This is a genomic window from Ensifer adhaerens (assembly GCF_002940685.1).
Taxonomy (GTDB): domain Bacteria; phylum Pseudomonadota; class Alphaproteobacteria; order Rhizobiales; family Rhizobiaceae; genus Ensifer; species Ensifer adhaerens_E.
In genome coordinates this window covers 145804-169185 of the sequence record NZ_PNFP01000012.1, presented here as the reverse complement: position 1 = coordinate 169185, position 23382 = coordinate 145804, and the positions used below count along the sequence as shown (strand labels likewise).

Here is a 23382-nt window from a genome sequence, read left to right as displayed (position 1 = left end):
AGGGCCAGGACAGGGCATTGTCGCCCCATCGTGGTTCTTCGCCCGCCTTGCGGCGGGACGGAGCTAAGAGGGAATTCGGTACGGCGCCTTCAAAAGCGCCCATGCCGGAGCTGCCCCCGCAACTGTAGGCGGAGAGCGGCCGTTCGATGATGTCACTGAGGAAGACGCCTCGGGAAGACGGAACGGTCCGCGACGACCCGCAAGCCAGGAGACCTGCCGCGATGAACAACGTCCACGGGCGGGGTGTCCGATGAGGCGCGTTGAGGACGCGGGATCGCTCTCGCGCCGCGGCTGCGTCGCATTCAAGCCTTGCCCATAACCTTCGGGGTAAGGAAATGACCATCAAGACTGCCAATCTCGGTTTCCCGCGCATCGGCCGCCGTCGCGAACTGAAATTCGCGCTCGAACGCTATTGGGCCGGAAAGGCGAGCCGCGACGAACTTCTCGGCACCGGAGCCAGGCTCCGCGCCGAAAACTGGGCCGCACAGAAAGCACGCGGCATCGACGTCATCCCGTCCAACGACTTCTCCTTCTATGACCACGTGCTCGATACCGCCGTGCTTGTCGGGGCAATTCCGCCGGCCTATGGGTGGACGGGCGGCCCGGTCGATCTCGACACCTATTTTGCCATGGCGCGCGGCGCGGCCGACACGCCGTGCGCCGCCGGCTGCACCCATTCGGGAGGCGGCAGCGGTGTCCCAGCTCTCGAAATGACCAAGTGGTTCGACACCAACTATCACTACATGGTGCCCGAGTTCGACACGGATCAGCACTTCGAGCTCACCTGCAATCGCCCACTGGAAGCCTTTCTGGAGGCTCAAGCGCTCGGCTACCGCACACGCCCGGTGCTCATCGGCCCGGTGTCACTGCTGAAGCTCGGCAAATCGAAGGACGGCGACTTCGATCCGATCGACCTGATCGAACGGCTGCTGCCCGTTTACGTGCGGGTCCTGGCGGAGCTTGCGGACGCCGGCGCCGATTGGGTCCAGATCGACGAGCCCTGCCTGGCGCTCGATCTCACGGGCAACGACCGTCGCGCCCTCGATCTTGCCTACCGCACATTTGGGACCGACGTGCCCGGCCTCAAGATCATGCTTGCGACCTATTTCGGCTCGATCGGCGACAACGCGGCAGCGGCACTGGCGCTGCCGGTCGCCGGGCTGCATGTCGATCTCGTACGCGCCCCGCAGCAGGTCGACACGCTCATCCGGTCGGCTCCGGCGGACCGGGTGCTGTCGCTCGGTATCATTGACGGCCGCAACATCTGGCGGACCGATCTGGCCGGCCTGTTCCGCCGTCTGCAGCCCCTGATTTCGGCCCACGGCCGCGACCGCATCGAACTCGCACCTTCATGCTCACTGCTGCACGTGCCTATCGATCTCGACCTGGAGCGTGCGCTCGATCCGGAACTGTCCTCCTGGCTCGCCTTCGCCACGCAGAAACTCGACGAACTCAGCCTGCTTGCCAGCGCCTTCGAACCGGGGCTTGCCAATCCGGAGCACGTCTTCACCGCCTCGATCGCGGCTGCCCGGGCGAGGCTCACCTCCCTCAGGATCCATGATCCCCTGGTCGCCGGGCGCTTGAAAGCGCTGACGGATGCGCATAGCAAGCGGCAATCCCCGTTCGCGCACCGCCGGGCACTGCAGGCGAAGAAGCTGTCATTGCCGCTCTTCCCGACGACGACGATCGGTTCCTTCCCACAGACATCGGAGGTCCGGCAGGCCCGCGCGCTGCATGCCAAAGGCGAGCTCAGCTATGTCGATTATGTCGCCTATCTTCGCCGAGAAACCGAGCAGGCAGTGCGCTGGCAGGAAGAGGTCGGCATCGACGTGCTCGTTCACGGCGAGTTCGAGCGCAACGACATGGTGCAGTACTTTGGCGAGCAGCTCTCGGGCTACGCCTTCACCCAGAGCGGCTGGGTGCAGAGCTACGGATCGCGCTGCGTGCGTCCACCTGTCATCTTCGGCGACGTTTCGCGACCGAACCCGATGACGGTCGAGTGGGCGACCTTCGCGCAGTCGCTGACCGATCGCCCGGTCAAGGGCATGCTGACAGGTCCGGTCACCATGCTGCAATGGTCCTTCGTGCGCGACGACCTGCCACGTTCCGTTGTGTGCCGGCAGATCGCGCTGGCGCTGCGCGATGAGGTCTGCGATCTCGAGGCCGCCGGCATCGCCATCATCCAGATCGACGAACCGGCACTGCGCGAAGGCCTGCCGCTGCGAAAGGCCGATCGCAAGGCCTATCTCGACTGGGCGGTGGAGTGCTTCCGTCTCAGCGCAGCCGGCGTGGGCGATGCAACCCAGATCCACACCCATATGTGCTACTCGGAGTTCAACGACATCATGGCCGCGATCGCGGCGATGGATGCCGACGTCATCTCCATCGAGACATCGCGATCGAAGATGGAACTGCTCGGAGCCTTCACCGGGCGGGCCTATCCGAACGAAATCGGCCCGGGCGTCTACGACATCCATTCGCCACGGGTGCCCGGCGTCGAGGAAATGGTGCATCTCATCGAAAAAGCGACCGAGGGCCTCACGCCGGACCAGATCTGGGTCAATCCGGATTGCGGGTTGAAGACCCGGCGCTGGGAAGAGACGCGGCCGGCGCTCGTCAACATGGTCGCAGCAGCAAAGGCGCTGCGCCAGAGGCCAACGGCTCCGCCACGCGGGTCCGTCGGCGCATGATCGACCACACTGAGACGGCGCCGGGGAGAACCTCGGCGCCTGCCACCCTCATCGACATCGTGTTTCCCGGCGATACCAATCACCATGGCACGCTCTTCGGCGGCGCCGGTCTCGCGCTCATGGACCGGATCGCCTTCATCGTCGCCACCCGTCACGGTCGCGTCCCCTTCGTGACCGCGTCCTGCGATCGGATCGACTTTCAGGCCCCCGCGCGCATCGGCCAGATCGTCTGTTTCACCGGCCGCCCGGCGCGGGTCGGGCGACGTTCGATGGTGGTTGAGATCGAGATGCTTGCCGAAGACATCGCCACGGGCAGCCGCCACTTCTGCAGCCGGGGCACGTTCACCATGGTCGCCATGCCCGGTACCGATCAAGCGGATTGGATCTTGCCGCCGCTCGATCGAACAAGGACCGTACCCGAAGCGGCGGGCACGCTCCGCATGGTCGACATTGTCTTTCCCGATCAGGCCAACAGCTTCGGCGCCATGTTCGGCGGCGACGCCCTTGCGCAGATGACCAAGGCGGCCTTTGTCGTCGCGACGCGCCGGAGCCGCCGGACGACCGTGCTTGCCTCCTGCACCGGCATGGACTTCAAGCACCGGATCATGATCGGTTCGATCATCGAACCCGTCGCCCGCATTGTGCGGACGGGTCGCAGTTCGGCCACTGTCGAGGTCGAACTCTGGTCGGAGGAACTCCTCACCGGCCGTCGACAGCGGACCGTTGCCGGAACTTTCGTCATGGTCGCCGTCGACGGGGACAACCGGCCCGTGGCCGCTTTCGCTGCCTGATGGAATGGGGACGTCCGCACGATGCGGATCGCGGCACGGGCGCCCTATCCACAGCCTTGGTGCCAAAGGCCCGTTTACTCCCCGTTATCCACACTGCAAAAGAAATCACCCTCTTGCCCCCACCGCCGGCACACGGAACCTATTGACGCAAATTTGCGATGAGATACTATATCTAGTGTTCGAGGTTCTTCCGATTCGCAAGGATTGGGAGCTAAGACGGGAATACGGTGCGCCGGCGGGTTTCCGCTCAGGCTATGCCGTAGCTGCCCCCGCAACTGTAGACGGCGAGCGACTGTCCGGAATTGGACCACTGAGGCATGAGGCCTCGGGAAGGTCGGGATGGAAGCTTTGACCCGTAAGCCAGGAGACCTGCCTCGATCACCAAACGTCCACGGGCGGGGTGTCCGGAGGGGTTGAGTATTGCGGCAGGATGAACCTGCTCGATCGTCTCGACATCTCCCCGGCAGCCTGTCGATAGCTTCGGGGTGAAGTCATGTCAGTTTCTTCCAGTTCAGATCCACCTTCTGCGGACGGGTGCGCGTTGTTGCGCGCCTGATCGAAAGGCCGCGCCTTGAAAACCCGCATCCGCGGGTTTCCTGAGCGCCCGAGCAAAACGAGCCGACCCGGTTGCGTAACCGACCCTGGGCCAGCTTGACGACGTCAACTCCGGTCGAGGCGACCGGGGAGCGATGTTTCGTGTCCAATCGCCAACACCGCGGCTCGCGTTCGCGCGACCCGACGACTTTTTGCGCCCATTTGCCAGACCCTCACGAGGAACCCATGTCGATCACCGTCTACAGCAAACCCGCCTGCGTCCAGTGCACTGCCACCACCCGCGCGCTCGACCGCCAGGGCATCGACTACAGGATCGTCGATATCTCCGAAGACACGGATGCCTTCGCACTCGTGCAGGGTCTCGGCTACCGCCAGGTCCCGGTGGTCGTCGCCGGGGAACGGCATTGGGCCGGCTTCCGCCCGGACATGATCAGCGCGCTTTCTTAAGGGGAGAAAGCGATGGGGCTGATCGTCTATTTTTCCAGCCGCTCGGAAAACACCCATCGCTTCGTCGAAAAGCTCGGCCTTCGTGCGGCCCGCATCCCGCTCAAGGAAGGCAAGGAGCCGCTGACCATTGCCGAGCCTTTTGTGCTCGTCGTGCCGACCTATTGCGGCGACGAAGGCCGTGGTGCGGTGCCGAAACAGGTGATCCGCTTCCTGAACGATGCGGGCAACCGCTCTCACATCCGCGGCGTGATTGCCGCGGGCAACAGCAATTTCGGGGCGACCTACGGGATCGCCGGCGACGTGATCTCGGCCAAGTGCCAGGTGCCCTATCTCTACCGGTTCGAGCTGCTCGGGACCGACGAGGACGTCGCCAATGTCAAAAACGGGATGGAACGATTTTGGACGTCACAACACTCGAACGCCCTTTGAAGGCGACGGAAGCAGCGCTCGACTATCATGCGCTGAACGCGATGCTGAACCTCTATGACGAAGAGGGACGGATCCAGCTCGACAAGGACCGGCAGGCGGCGAAGCAATACTTCCTCCAGCACGTCAACCAGAACACGGTGTTCTTCCATAACCTGCGCGAGAAGCTCGATTATCTGGTGACGGAGGGCTACTACGAGCAGGAAGTGCTCGACCAGTATTCCTTCAACTTCGTGCGCGATCTCTATGACCACGCCTATTCAAGGAAGTTCCGCTTCCCGACCTTCCTCGGGGCGTTCAAATACTACACGTCCTATACGCTGAAGACCTTCGACGGGAAGCGCTACCTCGAGCGCTACGAGGATAGGGTCTGCATGGTGGCGATGACGCTGGCGCGCGGCAACGAAGGGCTTGCCCGCGATCTCGTCGACGAGATCATCTCCGGACGCTTCCAGCCGGCGACGCCGACTTTTCTCAACGCCGGCAAGAAGAGTCGCGGCGAACTCGTCTCCTGCTTTCTGCTCCGGATCGAAGACAACATGGAGAGCATCGGCCGCGCGATCAATTCGGCGCTGCAGCTTTCCAAGCGCGGCGGCGGCGTGGCGCTGTCGCTCACCAACATCCGCGAGATGGGCGCGCCGATCAAGCAGATCGAAAACCAGTCCTCCGGCGTCATCCCGGTCATGAAGCTGCTCGAAGACAGTTTCTCCTACGCCAACCAGCTGGGCGCGCGCCAGGGCGCCGGTGCCGTCTACCTGCACGCCCACCACCCCGATATCATGCGTTTCCTCGACACCAAGCGCGAAAATGCCGACGAGAAGATCCGCATCAAGACGCTGTCACTCGGCGTCGTCATTCCCGACATCACCTTCGAGCTCGCCCGCAACAACGAGGACATGTACCTGTTCTCGCCCTATGACGTGGAGCAGGTCTATGGCGTGCCCTTCACCGAGATCTCGGTGAGCGAGAAGTACCGCGAGATGGTCGAGGATGCCCGCATCCGCAAGAAAAAGATCAAGGCGCGCGAGTTCTTCCAGGTCATCGCCGAGATCCAGTTCGAAAGCGGCTATCCCTACATCATGTTCGAGGACACGGTGAACCGGGCAAACCCGATCGCCGGCCGCATCACCATGAGCAATCTCTGCTCGGAAATCCTGCAGGTGAGCGAGGCGAGCGAATTCAACGACGACCTCTCCTACAAGCACATGGGCAAGGACATCTCCTGCAATCTCGGCTCGCTGAACATCGCGGCTGCCATGGACAGCCCGGACTTCGGCCAGACGATCGAGACCTCGATCCGCGCCCTCACCGCCGTCTCCGAGATGAGCCACATCTCCTCCGTGCCTTCGATCGAGAAGGGCAATGACGACAGCCATGCGATCGGGCTTGGCCAGATGAACCTGCACGGCTATCTCGCCCGCGAGCGCATCTTCTACGGGTCCGACGAAGGCATCGATTTCACCAACATCTATTTCTACACCGTGACCTATCACGCGATCCGGGCATCCAATCGACTGGCCGTCGAGAAGGGCGTGAGCTTCAGGGGTTTCGAAAACTCGAAATACGCGTCGGGCGAATACTTCGACAAATACACCGAAGCCGAATGGCTGCCCGAGACCGAGAAGGTGAAGGACCTGTTCGAGGAAGCCGGCATCGCCATCCCGACGCAGGAAGACTGGCTGGAGCTGAAGCGGGCGGTGATGGAAGGCGGCCTCTACAACCAGAACCTCCAGGCGGTGCCTCCGACCGGCTCGATCTCCTACATCAACCACTCGACCTCCTCGATCCACCCGATCGTCTCGAAGATCGAGATCCGCAAGGAAGGCAAGATCGGCCGCGTCTATTATCCGGCCGCCTTCATGACCAACGACAATCTCGACTATTACCAGGACGCCTACGAGATCGGGCCGGAGAAGATCATCGACACCTATGCGGCGGCCACCCAGCACGTCGACCAGGGCTTGTCGCTGACGCTGTTCTTCCGCGACACGGCAACGACCCGCGACATCAACCGTGCCCAGATCCACGCGTGGAAAAAGGGCATCAAGACCATCTACTACATCCGCCTTCGGCAGATGGCGTTGTCCGGCACGGAAGTGCAGGGCTGCGTGTCCTGCGCGCTGTAACCTCGCATTCCAGTAACGGCCCCTCACCCTAGCCCTCTCCCCGCACGCGGGGAGAGGGGACGTGCCACACCTGCGGTCCAGATGTTTGTGAGGCGGTGCGGCATATCCCTTCTCGCCGCCTGCGGGGAGAAGGTACCGGCAGACGGATGAGGGGCAGTCCCTCACCGCGCGGATGAGGGGCAATTCCCTCACCGCGGGATGAGGGGCAGACACAACCAAATGGGCTCAACCGACATGAACATGCACACCAAACCCGCAAGCCGCATCCGCGCCATCAACTGGAACCGCATCGAGGACGACAAGGACCTGGAGGTCTGGAATCGCCTGACCGGCAATTTCTGGCTGCCGGAGAAGGTGCCGCTCTCCAACGACATCCCCTCCTGGGCGACCTTGAAGCCGGAGGAGCAGAAGCTCACTATCCGCGTCTTCACCGGCTTGACGCTGCTCGACACGATCCAGAACGGTGTCGGCGCCGTCAGGCTGATGGAGGATGCGGCCACCCCGCATGAGGAGGCGGTGCTTTCCAACATCTCCTTCATGGAGGCGGTGCACGCGCGCTCCTATTCCTCGATCTTCTCGACGCTCTGCCTCACCCCCGACGTCGATGACGCCTATCGCTGGTCGGAGGAGAACGAATTCCTGCAGAAGAAGTCGGCGCTGATCATGACGGAATACGCGTCGGGCGATCCCTTGAAAAAGAAGGTCGCCAGCGTCTTCCTCGAAAGCTTCCTGTTCTATTCCGGCTTCTACCTGCCGATGTACTGGTCAAGCCGCGCCAAGCTCACCAACACCGCCGACATGATCCGGCTGATCATCCGCGACGAGGCGGTGCACGGCTATTACATCGGCTACAAGTTCCAGCGCGCGCTGGAGCGTTTGAGTGAGGAACGCCGGCAGGAGATCAAGGATTTTGCCTTCGATCTGCTTCTCGAACTCTACGACAACGAGGCGAAATACACCGAGGCGCTTTACGACGGCGTCGGCCTCACCGAGGACGTGAAGAAGTTCCTGCACTACAACGCCAACAAGGCGCTGATGAACCTCGGCTACGAGGCGCTGTTCCCGGCCGAGGCCTGCAAGGTGAACCCTGCCATCCTCTCCGCGCTCTCGCCGAACGCCGACGAAAACCACGACTTCTTCTCCGGCTCCGGCTCCTCCTATGTCATCGGCAAGGCGGTCGCGACCGAAGACGAAGACTGGGATTTCTGAGAAAGCGAGAAACACGAAGAGCCGCCCGAGAGGGCGGCTCTTCGCATTGACGTCGTGTCTCTATTCCGCCGCGACCACCCGGCTACGGCCGATCGTTGCCTGAGTCAAAAGGAAAGCGGCGAGCGCGCAAGCGGCGATGGCGCCTGCCATCGGCAGGGCCGTTCCGTCGAAAAAGACGCTCGCAATCACCATGGCGACGGCGGCGGTGACGAAGTGCAGCGTGCCCATCAGCGCCGAAGCCGTGCCGGCGATCTCGCCGTGGTCTTCGAGCGCCAGCACCGCCGAGGTCGGGATGACGAGGCCAAGCACCCCATAGCCGACGAAGAGGAACGCGGCCATCACCGGCAGCTGGTTGAAGCCGAGGCTCATGACGACGAACATCGTGACCATGGTCAGCGCGAAGGCGCCGACGGCAAGATGCATCACCCGCACCAGGCCGAAGCGTTCCCCGAGCCAGCCAGTTGCCTGCGACACCGCGAAGAACGACACGGCGTTCATCGAAAAGGCGATGCTGTATTGCGTCGGCGTCAGCCCGTAGTGGTCGATCAGCACGAAGGGCGAATTGGCGAGATAGACGAGGAACCCGGAAATGCCGAGGCCGCCGATGAACGTCAGCGTCAGGAAGTTGCGGTCGGACAGAAGCAGGCGGTAGGCGGCAAGCGCGCTTGCGATGCTGCTGTCGGCGCGGTCCTTCTTCGGCCGGGTCTCCTGCAACTGCGTCGAGAGCAGGATCAGGCCGATGAAGGCGGCGATCGTCACCGCGAAGAAGACACCGCGCCAGCCGTAGAACTGGATGACGGCGCTGCCGGCAAGCGGCGCCAGGATCGGCGAAATGCTGAAGACGAGCATCAGCATCGACATCAGCCTCGCCGCCTGGACGCCGGTGTGCATGTCGCGCACCACGGCGCGCGGAATGACCATGCCGGCGGCACCGCCGATCCCCTGCAGGAAGCGGAAGGCGATCAGGGTTTCGATATCGGAGGCAAGGGCGCAGCCGATGCTGGCGACGGTGAAGAGACCGATGCCGAGATAAAGCGGCGCCTTGCGGCCCCAGATATCGGAAAGCGGCCCGTAGATCAGCTGCGAGACGGCGAAGGAGATGAAGAACGCCAAAAGGCTCAGCTGAACCACGCCGTTCTCGGCCGCCAGATCCTTGCCGATCGACGGCAGGGCCGGCAGATACATGTCGATAGCGAAGGGGCCGATCGCCGAGATCAGGCCAAGCACGATCGCCGTGCGGAAGAAGGACGTTGTCATGGCAATGAACTTTCAGAAATCGCGAAAGCCGAAACCGCTATCGCCCGGATTGAAACTCAAAGACATCGTCGTGCCAGGATCGAACGTTTTGGGAGACGCATCCTGCGCTGACTATTCCGTCCATTAATTTGGACACAACTGTAAAATTAGACAGCATTGTCTAAATCGTCAATGGGCCCTATCTTCAGTCCATGAAGAAATTTGATTTGGCCTCGGCTGACGCTCGTTCCCAGAAAGGGCAGTTCGCCAAACGCGTCTCGATCCTGGAGGCAGCCGCCGATGTTTTCTGTCGGGAAGGCTTCTCCGGCGCCAGCATCGACGAGATCGCCGTGGAGGCCGGTGTCTCTCGCCAGACCATCTACAACCACTACCGCGAGAAAGAGACGCTGTTCATGGCAGTGATCCAGGACATCATGGATCGCGTGAACGGCGTGCTCTTCTCCATCCTCGCGACATTTCCCGAAAGAGCCGACAATCTTGAGGAAGACCTTGCCGCCTTTGCCGTTCGCCTCAACAAGAACTGCAATTGCAACCAGGACGCCAAGTTCATCCAGAAGCTGATCTCGACCGAGGGCAACCGCTATCCGCATCTCTTCCAGTTCTGGCGAGAGCAGGGACCGGGCAAGACCGACCGGGCGCTCGCGGCGCTGTTTGCGCGTCTTGCGCATGTCGCACCGCTCGACATCGACGATTTCGATCTCGCCGCCCGGCAGTTCATCGCGCTGATCAAGGCGGACCTGCAGATGGGCGGGCTCTTCGGTGAAACGCCGAGCGAAGCGGAACTGGAGATCAGCGCTCGCAAGGCGGTGAGAACGTTCCTGCGCGCCTACGGCCGGCCTGCGGCATAAGCCTGGCGGTTTGGGTTCAAGCGCCACGCCACGGCTGGCGAGCGCGCGAAGCGCGATGAAGGCTCAGATGCGCGCCTGATGTTTTGCAGCAATATGTTTTTGCACGGCGCGCTTCAGCGGGTGATGCGGAAGCCTTGAAGCTCTCCGGACCAATCGACGAACTCGGTCATGACTTCCGTCACCGATGCCATCGGCGGCCCCTTGCGCAGGCTCTCGAGCATCGCAGCCACTGTCTCTTCCGGGCCGCTGATCAAGGCCGAAACCGAGCCATCGGGCTCGTTCTTGACCCACCCGACCAGCCCCAGTTTCTCGGCCTTGTCACGTGTCCATACGCGGAAGCTAACGCCCTGAACGCGCCCGAGGATTCGCACGCGCGCGGTCTTTTGCGGCTGGCCCATGATCGCCTCCATCACCCGTCTTCCGGATCACTGTGGGGCAATCCATGACGAAGGCAAGCGCAATGCGCAAGCCACTCATTTTCCGCCGTGGTCGCTCCGTGCGGGAGCCATACCGATGCGCGTTGCGCGGCAGATTTTCTTCTCTCGCAGACAATCTATTTTTTCTTTGCGTATTTTAAAAAGTTGACGCGCGAAAACTTTTGTGGTTTTTACGATCTCACCAAGACGGCGGTGGGAGGGCCTCGCCAGCTTGGCTGAGACACAAGAAGGCCCGCGCCGTTTCCAGGGAGGAAACCATGACCATGTCCCGCATTCTGAAGTCGCTCGTCGCCGGTACGGCGCTGTCGCTCATCGCCTCGACAGCTTTCGCCGATGGCATCGGCGCATCGCTGCTCACCCAGCAGCACCCGTTCTACATCGAGCTCGCCGACGCGATGAAAGCCGAGGCCGAAGCCAAGAACGTCAAACTCGAAGTCTCGATCGCCAACCAGGACCTCAACAAGCAGCTCGCCGACGTCGAGGACTTCATCGTCAAGGGCGTCGACGTCATCGTCATTTCGCCGGTCGACAGCCAGGGCGTGCGCGCCGCGATCGAGAAGGCCGAGAAAGCCGGCATCAAGGTGATCACGGTCGACGTCCCGGCCAATGGCGCGACCGTCACCTCGCATATCGGCACCGACAATTTCACCGGCGGCGTCAAGGCCGGCGAGCTGATGGCCAAGGTGCTCGACAACAAGGGCAAGGTTGCCGTCATCGACTATCCGACGGTCCAGTCGGTCGTGAACCGCGTCAACGGCTTCAAGGAAGCGATCGCCAAGCATCCGGACATGGAAATCGTCGCGATCCAGACCGGCATCACCCGCGCCGAGGCGCTCTCCGCCGCCCAGAACATGCTGCAGGCAAACCCTGACATATCAGGTATCTTCGGCTTCGGCGACGATGCGGCCCTTGCTGCCGCCGTTGCTGTCAAGGCAGCCGGTCTCGAAGGCCAGGTCAAGGTCATCGGCTTTGACGGCATGAAGGAAGCGCGCGACGCCGTCGACAGCAACCCGGTCATGGTCGGCGTCATCCAGCAGTTCCCGGACCAGATGGGCAAGCAGGCGGTCGACACCGCCGTCAAGGTCGCCGCCGGCGAGACCGTTCCGGCCGAACAGCCGATCGTTCCGGGCGTCTACACCGCAAAATAAGTCCTCCCAGGACCGCCGCCGCCTTCGAGCGGGATGAGGAAAGCTATGTGCGGTTTTCCGCCCGCATCCCGCTCCGCTTGAAAGGCGGCGGCAACCCATTGGGCGTCGCCCTCGGCCCATGGTCGAAGGCGCCCCTTCGGCTTGCCTTTGCGCGCCCGGATGGGACGCGCGGTACTCTCAGGAGGTCGCCATGTCTGGCTCGACCACGGATACCATTCTAGAGATCGACAATGTCACCAAATCCTTCGGCCAGGTTGCGGCCCTGAAGGGCATGCGCCTCAAGGTCCGGCGCGGCCGGGTGCACACGCTGCTCGGCGAAAACGGCGCCGGAAAATCGACGCTGATGAAGATTCTGGCCGGCGTGCACGAGGCATCCTCGGGTGCGATCACCCTGGACGGAAAACCTTACCGCCCCGCAGACCCACAGGACGCAGCCGCCCTCGGACTTGCCATCGTCTTCCAGGAACTGAGCCTCTGCAGCAACCTGACGGTCGCCGAGAACATTCTTGCCACCCGCGAGCCGCGGCGCTTCGGCTTCATCAATGACAAGGCGCTCGTCGCCAGGGCCCGCGCGATCGTCGCCGACCTCGGCCTGCCTGTTGATGTCAGTGAGAAGGTCGGCGATCTCTCGATCGCCCAGCGCCAGCTCGTCGAGATCGCCAAGGGCTTAAGCCACGAGGCCAAGGTCGTCATTCTCGACGAGCCGACGTCCTCGCTCAGCGACAGCGAAGCCGAGATCCTGTTTGAGATTATCGCCCGGCTGAAGAGCCGTGGCGTCGCCGTCATCTACATCTCCCACCGCATGGAAGAGATCATGCGGCTCAGCGACGACATCACCGTCATCCGCGACGGCGAGTATGTTTCGACCCATGACCGCGACGACGTCACCATCGAGGCGCTGATCGCGCTGATGGTCGGCCGCCGCATGGACGAAATCTATCCGCCACCGGCGCACGAACGGAATGCCGGCGCTGCCCCGGTTCTCTCCGTCGACAGCCTCACCCGCGACGGCGACTTCGAGTGCATTTCCTTCGATATCGGGCCCGGCGAAATCCTCGGCTTCTTCGGCCTTGTCGGATCCGGCCGTTCGGAGGTGATGAATGCGCTCTTCGGCATGAAGGCCGCCACCGGCACTGTCCGCTTCGAGGGGCAACCCGTCCGCTTCCGCTCACCGGCGGAGGCGATTTCGCGCGGCATCGGTTTCGTCACCGAGAACCGCAAGGAAGAGGGCCTCGTGCTCAGCCACAGCGTCGGCTGGAACATCTCGATGGCGGCGCTTTCCGACTTCACCGGACCGCTCGGCTTCACCCGCAGCCGCGCCGAGCGCGACGCTGCAGCCAAGGAAGTCGGCCGGCTTTCGATCAAGACCCATTCGCTCGACACGCCCTCGGGTTCCTTGAGCGGCGGCAACCAGCAGAAGATCGTGCTCGCCAAGTGGCTGCTGACCAGGCCCAAGGTGTTGATCCTCGACGAGCCCACCCGCGGCGTCGACGTCGGCGCCAAGTTCGAAATCTACAAGATCATCCGCCAGCTGGCGGCCGAGGGAACGGCGATCCTGCTGATCTCCTCCGAGCTGCCGGAGGTTCTGGGAATGAGCGACCGCGTCGTCGTCATGCACGAAGGCGTCATCGGCGCGACCGTATCCGGAGCCGATCTCAACCCCGAAACGATCATGGCGCACGCAACGGGATTCAAATCATGACACAGCAATCCGAGATCCAGGCCGCCTTCCTGCGCGCGCTGAAACAATATGGCGGCATCCTTTTGTCGCTGGTGATGCTCTGCGTCATCTTCTCCTTCCTCAACCCGCGCTTCATGTCGGTCGTCAACTTCATGAACATCCTGCAGCAGGTGGCGGTGGTGGCGATCGCCGCCTTCGGCATGACCTGGGTGATCCTGCTTGGCGAAATCGACCTTTCGGTCGGCTCGATCATTGCGGTTGCCGGCATGGTCGGCGCGCAATGTTTCGCCTTCGGCCTCGGCTTCGCGCCGGCGCTCGTCGTCACGCTTCTCGCCGGCGCCCTGATGGGCATGCTGAACGGCGTGCTGACGGCGAAGCTGCTCTTACCCTCCTTCATCGTGACCGTCGCGACCATGGGCATCTACCGCGGGATGGTCAGCCTACCGACCAACGGCGCGCCGGCGATGATCGAGAATGCGACGTGGACCGCCATCGGTACCGAAAGCTTCCTCGGCCTGCCCATCATCATCTGGGTGGTCGCCGTCCTTTTCCTCGTCAACCACATCCTCTTGAGCAAGACGAGCTTCGGCCGTCGCGCCTATCTGACCGGCGGCAACCGCGAGGCGGCGGTCTATTCCGGCATCAAGGTCGACCGGCTGAAGATCACCATCTTCATGATCTCCGGCGTGATGGCGGCGATCAGCGGCGTGCTCCTGTCGTCGCGCCTGTTCTCCGCCCAGACCAATGCCGGCATGAGCTACGAACTCGACGCGATCGCAGCAGCCGTGCTCGGCGGCACCTCGCTTGCCGGCGGCGTCGGCACCATGGTCGGCACGCTGATCGGCGCGCTCATCATCGGCGTCATGAACAACGGCATGAACATGCTGTCGGTCCCCTACTTCTACCAGCTCATCGTCAAGGGCCTGGTGATCCTGATCGCCGTCTGGCTCGACGTGCGCGCCAAGCAGGCAAAGCGCTGATCTTTCCGAAGAGAACATACCCATGCACAAGATACTGACGATCGGCGAAATTCTCGTGGAGATCATCGCCACCGAAAAGGGTGACGGCTTCCGGCGGGCGACCCCTCTGATCGGCCCCTATCCCTCCGGCGCACCGGCGATCTTCATCGACCAGGTCGGCAAGCTCGGCCAGGCATCGGCGATCATCTCGCGCGTCGGCGATGACGATTTCGGCCATGTCAATCTCGACCGCCTGAAGGCCGACGGCGTCGATGTCTCCGGCATCGCGGTCGATCCGCTCGGCACCACCGGCAGCGCCTTCGTGCGCTATCGGCCCGACGGCAGCCGCGCCTTCGTCTTCAACATCCGCCACAGCGCCTGCGGCACGATCCGGCTCGATGACGCTGCGCGGGCTCTCGTCCGCGACTGCAGCCACCTGCACGTGATGGGCTCGTCGCTCTACGCCCCGAGCGTGGTCGAAAGCATCATCGCGGCGATCGAGTTGATCAAATCTGCCGGCGGCACCGTCTCCTTCGACCCTAACCTGCGGCCGGAAATCCTCGACAGCCCGGGCATGCGCGAGGCGCTGCAGGCGGTGCTCGCCAAGACCGACGTCTTCCTGCCGAGCGGGCAGGAACTCTTCCTATTCACGCAGGCAATGACAGAAGCCGAGGCCGTTGCCGAACTGCTCGCTTCCGGCATCAAGGTCGTCGTCGTCAAGCGCGGCGCCGAAGGTGCAAGCTATTTCGATCGTGAAACGACGCTCTCGCATCCGGGCTTTCCAGCCGAAGAAGTCGATCCGACCGGCGCCGGCGACTGCTTCGGCGCGACCTTCGTCACCTTCTGGCTGAACGGGACCAAGCCCGCTGAAGCGCTGGAATTCGCCAATGCCTCGGGTGCCCGCGCCGTCACGGTCTCCGGCCCGATGGAAGGCGCCTCGACGCGCGCCGATCTCGAAACCTTCATCACCGCGAAAAAGGGCTGACCGCCATGCAACAGAACCTGCTGATCGATATCGCCCGCTGGTCCGAACGCCCCGGCCCGCGCGGCATTCCCTCCGTGTGCTCGGCCCACCCGCTGGTGATCGAGGCGGCCATGCTTCACGCACTCAAGGAAGATGCGGCCCTGTTGATCGAGGCGACCTGCAACCAGGTCAACCAGGATGGCGGCTATACCGGCATGACGCCCGCCGATTTTACCCGCTTCGTCGCCGACATCGCCGATCGCGTCGCCTTCCCCAAGGACAAGATCATTCTCGGCGGCGACCATCTCGGCCCCAACCCGTGGAAACATCTGCCGGCCGACGAAGCCATGGCCAAGGCCGAGACGATGATCGAGGACTATGCAAAAGCCGGCTTCACCAAGCTGCATCTCGACACCAGCATGGGCTGCGCCGGCGAGCCGGTGGCGCTTCCCGATGCAGTGACGGCAGAGCGCGCCGCGCGGCTGGCCGCTGCCGCCGAGGCCGCCCTTCGCGGTGAGAACGGCATCGCTCCCGTCTACATCATCGGCACGGAAGTGCCGGTCCCGGGCGGCGCACTGGAAGAACTCGACACGCTGGAGGTCACCGCGCCCGAGGCGGCAATCGAGACCGTTTCCATCCACCGCCAGGCCTTCGAAAAGGCCGGCGCTGCCGGCGCTTTCGGGCGTGTCGTCGGCGCCGTCGTCCAGCCGGGCGTCGAGTTCGGCAACGAGAACGTCATCCCCTATGACCGCGCAGCCGCTGCAAAGCTCAGCGCCAGCCTGAAACAGCTCGACGGCATCGTCTTCGAGGCGCATTCGACCGACTACCAGACGCCGGAGGCGCTCCGCGAGCTCGTTTCAGACGGTTTTGCCATTCTCAAGGTCGGACCGGGCCTCACCTTTGCGCTGCGCGAGGCGCTTTACGGCCTCGACCAGATCGCCGCCTTCCTCTTTCCCGCAGCACGCAAGCAGACGCTTGCTGCAGTCACCGAAAACGTGATGCGCGAGGAGCCGGCCAACTGGGGCAAGTATTACCACGGCTCCGCGGAGGCCCAGCGGCTGCAGCGGCATTTCTCCTACAGTGACCGCATCCGCTATTACTGGCCGCATCCGAAGGTCGCCGCCGCCGTCGAAGAACTTCTGGCGCTGCTCGATGGCGTCACGATCCCGGAAACGCTGATCAGCCAGTATCTGCCCGGCAGTTACGAGCGCGTCCGCGACGGTGAAGTGGCAGCGCAAGCAAAACCGTTGGCACTTGCTGCCGTCGACAGGGTTCTCGAGGATTACTTCACGGCCTGCCGCGCTTAGCGGCTGGCCCTCTGTTCGGTGAATATTTGCGAGCCGGTACTGCCTATCCCCTCGAAATGAACCTATAAACGAAATCAAAACAATATGGGGCACAGCGACCGTGGACAGACAGATCAAGACCATGGAGGATTTTTCGGAGTTCGTCGGCCTGTCGCGCCCGACGGTCTCGAAATACTTCAATGATCCGGGCTCGGTCCGCAAGAAGACCCGCGATGCGATCGAGGCGGCGATCAAGCAGTCGGGCTTTCGCCCGAACATCTTCGCCGTCAACCTCAATCGCCGCCGCACCAACATTCTCGGCGTCATCGTCCCGAACTCGACCGACCCTTTCTACATGGCGCTGACGCGGCGGATCGAGCACATCGCCAACCAGGCGGGTTTCCTCGCCTTCGTGCTCTCCTCCGACGGGCGGCCGGAAATGGAGGAGCGGGCGATCGAGACCTTCAAGTCGATGAACGTCGCCGGCGCCATCATCGCCCCGCTCGGCGTGCAGTCGCATCACAGGACGCTGACGACGCTCGGCGACAGCATTCCGCTGATCTATGTGGACTCGCCGCTCGACGACAGCTCCTCCTTCGTCGGCACCGACAACCGCCAGAGCTTCCGGCTGATGGTCGATTATCTCTGCCGGTCGGGCAGCCCGCCCTGTTATCTCGGCATGCCGCCGGTCAACAACAACGCGATCGCCCGGCGCGACGCCTATCTGGAAGCGATGCAGCAGCTGAAGATGGCGCCGGCGCTGGTCGAAACCACGCCGAACGCCTCCTGGGATTTCGAGAAATTCGGCTTCGACGAGACGCTGCGCATCCTCGGCTCCGGCGGTTTTCCGACACAGACGGTGCTTTGCGCCAACGACCGCGTCGCCTTCGGTGTCATTGCCGCCGCCTTCCAGTCGGGTCTCAAGGTCGGGCGTGATGCCGATGCCGATATCAGGGTCGCCGGCCATGACGATCATCCGCTGTCGCGCTACACCTGCCCGCCGCTGACGACGGTGGCGCAGAACTACAACGAGATCGGTCGGCTGGCGATCGAGCTGCTGCTGTTCAAGCTCGGGGAAACCACCGACGACGGCGGCGCCTTCCCCGAGGACGAGCGCATTCTCCTGAGCGCCGAGATCATGCTGCGCGGTTCGGCCTGAACTGACCGAACAGGGTCCTCCCGGCCAAATCCGGGTCGGACCGGCACCTATCTGAAGATCAGGACCGGCGCGCCAGCGCCAGCACCTGATCGGTCGTCAGGATATCGCCGAATGTGTCGTCGATGGTCGCGAGCGACGCGCGATGCAGCGCCGCGTGCGAAACGACCTCACCATCACCCGTGTCGAGATCGCGCGTCGCGCAGGCGTCGCTCGCGACGATGACGTTGAAGCCGAGCGGCACCGCATCGCGCGCGGCACCGGCAACGCAGGCGTGGGTCATAAGCCCGGTGATAACGAGCGTTTCGACGCCCGCCTGCTTCAGCTGCGCGGCGAGATCGGAGCTGGCAAAGACGCTGACCGAGGATTTGCTTACCACGGTGTGATCGGCAGCCGGCTGAATATCCCGGTGAAACGCCGAGGTCCCGCTGTCTTCGGCGAACACGGGGCTTCCGGCCGGCGTCACGTGCTTGACGTGATAAACCTTGATACCCTCGGCATCGGCGCGCGCGATCAGCCGGTTTGCATTGGCGAGCGCCTTTTCCCCATCCGGGATCGGCATGCGGCCCACAAAATACTCGTTCTGGAAATCGATCGCCAGCAGTGCCGTCTTACTGGGATCGAGGCTCTGAGGCGCAGGCGCGCCGGCGATCGTGCGGATGGTCGGGTGTTGTGTCATGGGCGGTTCCTTTCGCGTCTTAACGCCCGCGAAGATCGTCAAAGCGGCCTCATCGCGAAAGTGGCCTGAACGACAATATGTGATAGGTTCCGGCCAATCTGAATGGATGAGTATCGGCCAGGACATGCACACCATCGCCATCGTCGCCTTTGAGGGCATCAGCCCGTTTCACCTCTCGGTGCCCTGCATCGTCTTCGGCGACGACCTCCTGAAACTCGGCGTGCCGCGCTACCGCCTGCTGATCGCGGGTGAAAAGGTCGGGTCCATTCGCACCATGTCCGGCTTCAGCATCGAAGTGGAACACGCTCTCTCCAGCCTCGCGGAGGCAGACACGATCATCGTGCCCGCCTGGAATGATCCGAGCACCCGGCCGTCCGCGGTCCTGCTGGCTGCGCTGCGCGCCGCGCATGCCCGCGGCGCCCGGCTCGTCGGCCTCTGTCTCGGCACCTTCGTTCTCGCCGAAGCCGGCCTTCTCGATGGGCGGGCCGCCTCGACGCATTGGGCCTGGGCCGACGAGTTCGAGCGCGCCTACCCTCAGGTCGCCCTCAACCGGAATGCGCTCTATCTCGACGAGGGCGATATCCTCACCTCGGCCGGAACGGCCGCCGCGATCGACTGCTGCCTGCACATCGTGCGCAACGATCATGGCGCCGAGATCGCCAACCGCATCGCCCGCCGACTGGTCGTCGCGCCGCATCGCCACGGCGACCAGGCGCAATATATCGAGGCGCCGCTTCCCGCTCCCGGCAGCGGCGATCCGCTGGGCGCCACAATCGCCTGGGCGATCGAACATCTCGACGAGCCGCTGTCGCTCGAACGGCTGGCGGATCACGCCGGCATGAGCCTTCGCAGCTTCACCCGGCACTTCCGCAGGAAGACGGGAACGACCTTCACGCAATGGCTTCTGGCACAGCGCCTCGCCGTGGCGCAGCGCCTGCTCGAGACCGGCACCTGTTCCGTCGATCACATCGCAGACATGGCCGGCTTCGGCTCCACCGTCTCGCTGCGGCAGCATTTCACCCGCGCCTTCTCGATCTCGCCGGCAAGCTACCGGCGGCAGTTCCGCAGCCGGCCGTCACTTGAAACAGCGCCTTGAACGACCAATGCTCGTGCCTTTCAAGACAGCGCTGATATCAAGGCAGGGAGCCCTGAACATCGACTGGCGTTGGCTGCCGGCGCAACAGGATCGCCAGCAGCGGCACCGCAACCGTTGAAACCCCAGCGGCGCAAATGAAGAAGGCGGAATAGCCGAAGCGCTCGGCGATCCAGCCGGCGCCCAGCCCCCCGGCCATGCTGACGAGGCTGTCCATGCATTGGAACAGGGTGAAATCGACCCCCGCCTGGCGCGGATCGGCCCAGCCCATGAATTGCGCGTAGAGCGCGACGAAGCCGATCGCCATCACCCCGGACGAACTGGCAACCGCAAGCGTCATCACCAGCGGCCGCGAAACATCGCCGGAGGCGCCGACATAGGCGAAGGCCACGAGCATTGTCACCTGCAACAACAGCGCGCCGATCAGCACGACGCCCGCACCGCACAGCCGAACCAGCAGCCCGCCGAACAGTGCGCCGCCGAAACCGACGAGCATGCTGCCGACACCATTGAGGATGCCGACGGAGGCGAGATCGAAACCGTAATCGATGAGGAATGGGCCAAGCATGGCAAGGCCCCACTTCTGCGCAGAGACATAGATCGCCGCGAGCAGCAGGCCTTTGCGCACCTCCGGCCGCCGTAGTGCCGATTTCAGCGACGGCACGTGACTGCGCGTGGCGGTCGCCGGACGCGAACCAGGGCCAAGCAGGAAGGGAAGACCGAGCGCCAGCACGACGACCGCCATGATCCATACCGCCGGTGCCCAGCCCAACCGATCGACGAAGACGAGGAACAGGCCGGCACCGATCGCCGAGCCGACATAGGCGCCGCCGACCTGGGCGGCATTGCCCCAGCCATGGTGCTCCTCAGCCAGCGTCTCGACGGCAAAACCGTCGCAGGCGATGTCGACGGTCGAGGTGAAGAGCGCGATGAACACCAGGCAGGCGAGAACCGGCGCCAACCGCTCCGGCCCCAAAAACCCGAGAACCGCGAGCATCAACGCCGAAAGCGAACCGCCGACGACAATGATGACCGCCGAGCGATTGCGGCCGACGGCCGGCAGGCGAAAACGCTCCACCTGCGGCGACCAGAGGAACTTCAGCGCCCAGGGCAGCACGGTCAGATAGACGAGGCCGATCTGGTCGAGCGGCAGGCCTTGCGTACGCAAGACGGCCGGCAGGCCGAGCATCGTCAGTCCGCCGATCACGCTTTGCGCCACGTAGAGGCCACCGACCGCGACGAAGATCGCGGCCGGCGACGGCCTTGGCTGGATTGCCTTTTGCAACGTCATCAGAAGCGGTAGCGCAGGCTGGCGACGACCTTGCGGCCTTCGTCGAAGTAGCAGAAGCCGGTGGTGCAAAGCTGCTCGACCTCGTTGAAAAGGTTGGTCGCATTGAGCTGCAGCCGCACGCCCTCGAAGTTCGCATTGGCGGCGCCGAGGTCGTAGCGGACCGAGGCATCGACGAAGGTGCGCGCCTGGTTGTTGAGAACCGGCGTGTGGACGTTGTCGCCGAAGCTCGATCCGACATAGCGCACGCCGGCGCCGACCCCGAGCCCTTCGAGCACGCCTGACTGCACCTCGTAGTCCGCCCACAGCGAGAACATATGGTAGGGCGAGGAGTTCAGCTGGTTGCCGAGCGTTTCCGACGTCAGCTTGGTGATTTCGACGTCGTTGTAGGAATAGGACGCGATGAAGTTCCAGCCATTGTCGAGCGAGGCCGTGCCTTCGAGTTCGAAGCCTCGGGACTTCAGATCGAGCTGGCGCAGGAGGTTGAGACCCGACGACGTCTCGTAGACGGTGGCGTTTTCCTGGTCGATGTTGAAGACGGCTGCCGTGATCGTCGCGTTCTGGCCGGGGATCTCGTATTTGACGCCCGCTTCCCACTGCTTGCCGAGCGTCGGCATCGCCGGCGTATCGGTGCCGCCGAGGTTGAGGATCACGCCCGGGTTGGAAACGAAAGCCGTGCCATAGCTGACATAGGGCATCATGCCGTTGGGGAGCACATAACCAAGCGCCGCGCGCGCGGTTGTCTCGCTGTCGTCGCGGTTGAAGCGCCTTCCATCGACCGAGTATTTATTGTCGACCCAGTCGTGACGCAGACCCGCCGTCAGGCGCCAGGCCTCATACTCGATCTGGTCCTGGATGTAGATGCCGACGCCGCTTTGCGACTGCTTCTGGGTGGAGGTCAGCTTCGGCACATAGGTGAAATCGTCGCGGAAGAGATCCGGCCCGCTGCCCTGCTGCGAGGTGTATTTCATGTAGCTGTAGTCGATGCCGGCGATCAACTGGTGCGCGGCTGCACCGGTGTCGAAGTCGAACTTCAGATAGGTGTCGCTGGCAACACCGGAATTGTCCTCGACGGTCAGGCCCGGATACTTGGCGAAGACCCATTCCTGCCGCGTCGAAATGTCGGAATAGCGCAGCTTGTGGAAGAGCGTGACGCCGTCCGAGAGCTCATGCTCCAGTTCGTAGCCGATGCGCGCCTGCTTCTGGGTGAAATCGTTGAAGCGGGCGTCGCCACCATAGGTCGGGATCGCGCCGATCGACTTGCCGTCCGGCCCGTAGCGGTTGAGATAGCCCCAGGTGCCGCCGGTGGTCGAATCCATGTACTCGCCGAGAAGCGTGAACTTGGTGCCCTCGTCCGGCTGCCAGGTGAAGGCCGGCGCGATGAACAGGCGGTCGTCCTTCACCGCCTCGATCTCGGTGCGGCCGTCGCGCGCAAGGCCCGTCATCCGGTAGAGCATCGTGCCTTCGTCGTCGAGCGGTCCGGAAACGTCAAAGGCGCCCTGCACCCGGCCGAAGGAACCGTACTGCACCTCGACTTCGCGCAGCGGGTCCCTGGTCGGGCGCTTGGAGACGATGTCGACGATGCCGCCGGACGAGCTGGCGCCATAGATCGAGGCCGCCGGGCCGCGCAGCGTCGCGATCGCCTCGACGCCATAGGGCTCCAGCCGGAAGAGGCCGTTGGGGCTTGCGATCTGGCGCAGGCCGTCGCGGAAGATGCCAGTCAGCGTCAGGTCGATGCCGCGCACCTTGAAGGCGTCGAAGCGCGGCTCGGCGCCGTACTGGCCGACGCGGGCGCCGGGCGTATAGTTCAGCGCCTCCATCAGGTTCTGCGGTTTGAGATCCTGCAACTGCTTCTGGCTGATCACCGACATCGACTGCGGCGTCTGCATGACTGGCGTATCGGTCTTGGTCGCGACCCTTGCGGACTTCGCCACGTAACCGTCGGTCTCGACGATGCCCTCGGCGCCGGTGCGCTCGCCGGTCGCGGTAATCTTTTCGAGTTGCGTCGCGCCATCCCTGTCGACGGCGCCGGTGGTGATCGTCGCGTCCGACGGATCGAAGATCTGCACGGTCTTTGCGCTGACGATGCGGAAGCGCAGCCCGGTCCCGTCGAGCAGTTGCGCAACCGCCGCCTCGGTCGCAAGCCTGCCTTCAACGCCCTTGGTCACCTTGCCGCTGGTGAGCGCGCTCGGATAGAGCAGGCGCAGATCGGCCTGCTGGCCGAGCTTCAGGATACCGGCTTCAAGGGAGCCCGCGGGCACGGAGATCGCCTTGGACGCCATGATCGCGGACGGGGTCGCCGTCGCCTGCGCCTGCACTGCGCTTGCGCAGGCTATGAAAGA

Annotated in this window: 20 protein-coding genes and 2 riboswitches; of the genes, 15 read left to right on the top strand and 5 right to left on the bottom strand. The window is 63.5% G+C overall.

All coding sequences use genetic code 11. The features are described 5' to 3' along the window. Positions 1–14: 14 nt before the first annotated feature. Positions 15–235, top strand: a riboswitch (cobalamin riboswitch). A 100-nt stretch (positions 236–335) separates the two neighbouring features. The 6 genes from metE (at position 336) to nrdF (ending at position 8244) form a co-directional block, all read left to right on the top strand. Beyond that, positions 336–2690 (top strand): 5-methyltetrahydropteroyltriglutamate--homocysteine S-methyltransferase, encoded by a 2355-nt coding sequence (metE, locus tag C1A35_RS23100; RefSeq protein ID WP_104666596.1) that lies wholly within the window; start codon positions 336–338, stop codon positions 2688–2690. Then, positions 2687–3481 carry an acyl-CoA thioesterase gene (locus C1A35_RS23095; protein ID WP_104666595.1) on the top strand — a complete coding sequence of 265 codons (795 nt, stop codon included), beginning with the start codon at positions 2687–2689 and terminating at the stop codon, positions 3479–3481. The genes metE and C1A35_RS23095 overlap by 4 nt, the downstream gene beginning before the upstream one ends. Before the next feature lie 165 nt (positions 3482–3646). Beyond that, positions 3647–3872: riboswitch (cobalamin riboswitch) on the top strand. Positions 3873–4261: 389 nt separating this feature from the next. Beyond that, a complete protein-coding gene (gene nrdH / locus C1A35_RS23090) occupies positions 4262–4483 on the top strand; it encodes a glutaredoxin-like protein NrdH (RefSeq protein WP_104666594.1) in 222 nt (73 codons plus the stop codon). A 12-nt stretch (positions 4484–4495) separates the two neighbouring features. Continuing rightward, entirely contained in the window at positions 4496–4912 is a 417-nt protein-coding gene (gene nrdI, locus C1A35_RS23085; protein ID WP_104666593.1) for a class Ib ribonucleoside-diphosphate reductase assembly flavoprotein NrdI, read from the top strand. Further along, the gene (nrdE, locus tag C1A35_RS23080; RefSeq protein ID WP_104666592.1) at positions 4882–7035 is read left to right on the top strand and encodes a class 1b ribonucleoside-diphosphate reductase subunit alpha; all 2154 of its coding nucleotides are present in this window, start codon (positions 4882–4884) and stop codon (positions 7033–7035) included. Before nrdI ends, nrdE begins: the two co-directional genes overlap by 31 nt. Positions 7036–7269: 234 nt before the next feature. Beyond that, a complete protein-coding gene (gene nrdF, locus C1A35_RS23075; RefSeq protein WP_104666688.1) occupies positions 7270–8244 on the top strand; it encodes a class 1b ribonucleoside-diphosphate reductase subunit beta in 975 nt (324 codons plus the stop codon). 60 nt (positions 8245–8304) lie between these two features. Here the strand turns inward: nrdF and C1A35_RS23070 are convergent, their stop codons facing one another. Further along, positions 8305–9501: a multidrug effflux MFS transporter gene (locus tag C1A35_RS23070; protein ID WP_104666591.1), complete on the bottom strand. Its 1197-nt coding sequence runs from the start codon at positions 9499–9501 to the stop codon at positions 8305–8307. A gap of 191 nt (positions 9502–9692) precedes the next feature. On the opposite strand from C1A35_RS23070, the gene C1A35_RS23065 reads away from it, so the two are divergent. Continuing rightward, entirely contained in the window at positions 9693–10349 is a 657-nt protein-coding gene (locus C1A35_RS23065) for a TetR/AcrR family transcriptional regulator (RefSeq protein ID WP_104666590.1), read from the top strand. Positions 10350–10462: 113 nt separating this feature from the next. Here the strand turns inward: C1A35_RS23065 and C1A35_RS23060 are convergent, their stop codons facing one another. Further along, positions 10463–10747 carry an acylphosphatase gene (locus C1A35_RS23060; RefSeq protein WP_104666687.1) on the bottom strand — a complete coding sequence of 95 codons (285 nt, stop codon included), beginning with the start codon at positions 10745–10747 and terminating at the stop codon, positions 10463–10465. Here C1A35_RS23060 and C1A35_RS36015 point away from each other — a divergent pair. The 7 genes from C1A35_RS36015 (at position 10746) to C1A35_RS23030 (ending at position 17983) form a co-directional block, all read left to right on the top strand. Beyond that, the gene (locus C1A35_RS36015) at positions 10746–10934 is read left to right on the top strand and encodes a hypothetical protein (protein WP_158665133.1); all 189 of its coding nucleotides are present in this window, start codon (positions 10746–10748) and stop codon (positions 10932–10934) included. The genes C1A35_RS23060 and C1A35_RS36015 overlap by 2 nt on opposite strands. A gap of 109 nt (positions 10935–11043) precedes the next feature. After that, entirely contained in the window at positions 11044–11934 is an 891-nt protein-coding gene (locus C1A35_RS23055; RefSeq protein ID WP_104666589.1) for a substrate-binding domain-containing protein, read from the top strand. 190 nt (positions 11935–12124) lie between these two features. Beyond that, positions 12125–13636: a sugar ABC transporter ATP-binding protein gene (locus tag C1A35_RS23050; protein WP_104666588.1), complete on the top strand. Its 1512-nt coding sequence runs from the start codon at positions 12125–12127 to the stop codon at positions 13634–13636. After that, on the top strand, positions 13633–14595 hold the full coding sequence (locus C1A35_RS23045) for an ABC transporter permease (RefSeq protein WP_104666587.1): 963 nt from the start codon (positions 13633–13635) through the stop codon (positions 14593–14595). The genes C1A35_RS23050 and C1A35_RS23045 overlap by 4 nt, the downstream gene beginning before the upstream one ends. A 22-nt stretch (positions 14596–14617) precedes the next feature. Then, entirely contained in the window at positions 14618–15559 is a 942-nt protein-coding gene (locus C1A35_RS23040; protein WP_104666586.1) for a tagatose kinase, read from the top strand. Positions 15560–15564: 5 nt separating this feature from the next. Beyond that, entirely contained in the window at positions 15565–16845 is a 1281-nt protein-coding gene (locus C1A35_RS23035; protein ID WP_104666585.1) for a D-tagatose-bisphosphate aldolase, class II, non-catalytic subunit, read from the top strand. Between the two features lie 121 nt (positions 16846–16966). Beyond that, positions 16967–17983 (top strand): LacI family DNA-binding transcriptional regulator, encoded by a 1017-nt coding sequence (locus tag C1A35_RS23030; protein WP_199773005.1) that lies wholly within the window; start codon positions 16967–16969, stop codon positions 17981–17983. Positions 17984–18041: 58 nt separating this feature from the next. Here C1A35_RS23030 and C1A35_RS23025 read toward each other — a convergent pair whose 3' ends face one another. Continuing rightward, a complete protein-coding gene (locus tag C1A35_RS23025) occupies positions 18042–18659 on the bottom strand; it encodes an isochorismatase family protein (RefSeq protein ID WP_104666686.1) in 618 nt (205 codons plus the stop codon). A 106-nt stretch (positions 18660–18765) separates the two neighbouring features. Between C1A35_RS23025 and C1A35_RS23020 the strand changes: the two genes are divergently transcribed. After that, positions 18766–19755: a GlxA family transcriptional regulator gene (locus C1A35_RS23020; RefSeq protein ID WP_234822959.1), complete on the top strand. Its 990-nt coding sequence runs from the start codon at positions 18766–18768 to the stop codon at positions 19753–19755. Positions 19756–19792: 37 nt separating this feature from the next. Here C1A35_RS23020 and C1A35_RS23015 read toward each other — a convergent pair whose 3' ends face one another. Together C1A35_RS23015 and C1A35_RS23010 are read right to left on the bottom strand one after the other, a co-directional pair. Further along, on the bottom strand, positions 19793–21043 hold the full coding sequence (locus C1A35_RS23015) for an MFS transporter (RefSeq protein WP_158665132.1): 1251 nt from the start codon (positions 21041–21043) through the stop codon (positions 19793–19795). After that, positions 21043–23301 carry a TonB-dependent siderophore receptor gene (locus tag C1A35_RS23010; RefSeq protein WP_234822958.1) on the bottom strand — a complete coding sequence of 753 codons (2259 nt, stop codon included), beginning with the start codon at positions 23299–23301 and terminating at the stop codon, positions 21043–21045. The genes C1A35_RS23015 and C1A35_RS23010 overlap by 1 nt, the downstream gene beginning before the upstream one ends. Positions 23302–23382: the final 81 nt, after the last annotated feature.

Excerpts from the sequence above, each read along its gene's own strand:
- metE (WP_104666596.1), top strand. The coding sequence starts at position 336 with ATGACCATCAAGACTGCCAATCTCGGTTTCCCGCGCATCGGCCGCCGT.
- C1A35_RS23095 (WP_104666595.1), top strand. The coding sequence starts at position 2,687 with ATGATCGACCACACTGAGACGGCGCCGGGGAGAACCTCGGCGCCTGCC.
- nrdH (WP_104666594.1), top strand. The coding sequence starts at position 4,262 with ATGTCGATCACCGTCTACAGCAAACCCGCCTGCGTCCAGTGCACTGCC.
- nrdI (WP_104666593.1), top strand. The coding sequence starts at position 4,496 with ATGGGGCTGATCGTCTATTTTTCCAGCCGCTCGGAAAACACCCATCGC.
- nrdF (WP_104666688.1), top strand. The coding sequence starts at position 7,270 with ATGAACATGCACACCAAACCCGCAAGCCGCATCCGCGCCATCAACTGG.
- C1A35_RS23070 (WP_104666591.1), bottom strand. The coding sequence starts at position 9,501 with ATGACAACGTCCTTCTTCCGCACGGCGATCGTGCTTGGCCTGATCTCG.
- C1A35_RS23065 (WP_104666590.1), top strand. The coding sequence starts at position 9,693 with ATGAAGAAATTTGATTTGGCCTCGGCTGACGCTCGTTCCCAGAAAGGG.
- C1A35_RS36015 (WP_158665133.1), top strand. The coding sequence starts at position 10,746 with ATGATCGCCTCCATCACCCGTCTTCCGGATCACTGTGGGGCAATCCAT.
- C1A35_RS23060 (WP_104666687.1), bottom strand. The coding sequence starts at position 10,747 with ATGGGCCAGCCGCAAAAGACCGCGCGCGTGCGAATCCTCGGGCGCGTT.
- C1A35_RS23055 (WP_104666589.1), top strand. The coding sequence starts at position 11,044 with ATGACCATGTCCCGCATTCTGAAGTCGCTCGTCGCCGGTACGGCGCTG.
- C1A35_RS23050 (WP_104666588.1), top strand. The coding sequence starts at position 12,125 with ATGTCTGGCTCGACCACGGATACCATTCTAGAGATCGACAATGTCACC.
- C1A35_RS23045 (WP_104666587.1), top strand. The coding sequence starts at position 13,633 with ATGACACAGCAATCCGAGATCCAGGCCGCCTTCCTGCGCGCGCTGAAA.
- C1A35_RS23040 (WP_104666586.1), top strand. The coding sequence starts at position 14,618 with ATGCACAAGATACTGACGATCGGCGAAATTCTCGTGGAGATCATCGCC.
- C1A35_RS23035 (WP_104666585.1), top strand. The coding sequence starts at position 15,565 with ATGCAACAGAACCTGCTGATCGATATCGCCCGCTGGTCCGAACGCCCC.
- C1A35_RS23030 (WP_199773005.1), top strand. The coding sequence starts at position 16,967 with ATGGAGGATTTTTCGGAGTTCGTCGGCCTGTCGCGCCCGACGGTCTCG.
- C1A35_RS23025 (WP_104666686.1), bottom strand. The coding sequence starts at position 18,659 with ATGACACAACACCCGACCATCCGCACGATCGCCGGCGCGCCTGCGCCT.
- C1A35_RS23020 (WP_234822959.1), top strand. The coding sequence starts at position 18,766 with ATGAGTATCGGCCAGGACATGCACACCATCGCCATCGTCGCCTTTGAG.
- C1A35_RS23015 (WP_158665132.1), bottom strand. The coding sequence starts at position 21,043 with ATGACGTTGCAAAAGGCAATCCAGCCAAGGCCGTCGCCGGCCGCGATC.